The organism is Helicobacter cinaedi CCUG 18818 = ATCC BAA-847 (assembly GCF_000155475.1).
GTDB classification, from domain to species: domain Bacteria; phylum Campylobacterota; class Campylobacteria; order Campylobacterales; family Helicobacteraceae; genus Helicobacter_C; species Helicobacter_C cinaedi.
In genome coordinates this window covers 1-531 of record NZ_DS990436.1, presented here as the reverse complement: position 1 = coordinate 531, position 531 = coordinate 1, and the positions used below count along the sequence as shown (strand labels likewise).

3 protein-coding genes are annotated in these 531 nt (G+C 39.7%); 2 read left to right on the top strand and 1 reads right to left on the bottom strand.

What is annotated here, in order from left to right:
• Positions 1 to 128 (bottom strand): EcoRI family type II restriction endonuclease (locus tag HCCG_RS11840; RefSeq protein WP_001789699.1); only part of this gene is annotated, 128 nt, incomplete at its 3' end.
• Here HCCG_RS11840 and HCCG_RS12735 point away from each other — a divergent pair.
• Positions 127 to 315: a super-infection exclusion protein B gene (locus tag HCCG_RS12735; RefSeq protein WP_002957725.1), complete on the top strand. Its 189-nt coding sequence runs from the start codon at positions 127 to 129 to the stop codon at positions 313 to 315. The two genes, HCCG_RS11840 and HCCG_RS12735, sit on opposite strands and share 2 nt — an antisense overlap.
• A 14-nt stretch (positions 316 to 329) precedes the next feature.
• A partial coding sequence (locus tag HCCG_RS12730; RefSeq protein ID WP_002957724.1) for a super-infection exclusion protein B occupies positions 330 to 531 on the top strand: 202 nt, incomplete at its 3' end.

The following is a 531-nucleotide window of genomic DNA, read 5'->3' as shown; positions in this document are numbered from 1 at the left end:
TCTAAGAAAAGGACGTAAGGAAAGTGGCTCTCAGAGAGCATAAAATTCGCTATCTCTGATATATTCTTATGAGATCCACTCGTTATTCTCGGACGAGTGTTCAGTAATGAACCTCTGGAGAGAACCATGTATATGATCGTTATCTGGGTTGGACTTCTGCTTTTAAGCCCAGATAACTGGCCTGAATATGTTAATGAGAGAATCGGTATTCCTCATGTGTGGCATGTTTTCGTCTTTGCTCTTGCATTTTCGCTAGCAATTAATGTGCATCGATTATCAGCTATTGCCAGCGCCAGAATAAGCGATTTAAGCTAAGAAAACGCATTAAGATGCAAAACGATAAAGTGCGATCAGTAATTCAAAACCTTACAGAAGAGCAATCTATGGTTTTGTGCGCAGCCCTTAATGAAGGCAGGAAGTATGTGGTTACATCAAAACAATTCCCATACATTAGTGAGTTGATTGAGCTTGGTGTGTTGAACAAAACTTTTTCCCGATGGAATGGGAAGCATATATTATTCCCTATTGAGG

Bases quoted from the DNA above. Each gene is read 5' to 3' on its own strand.
- HCCG_RS12735 (WP_002957725.1), top strand. From the start codon at position 127: ATGTATATGATCGTTATCTGGGTTGGACTTCTGCTTTTAAGCCCAGAT.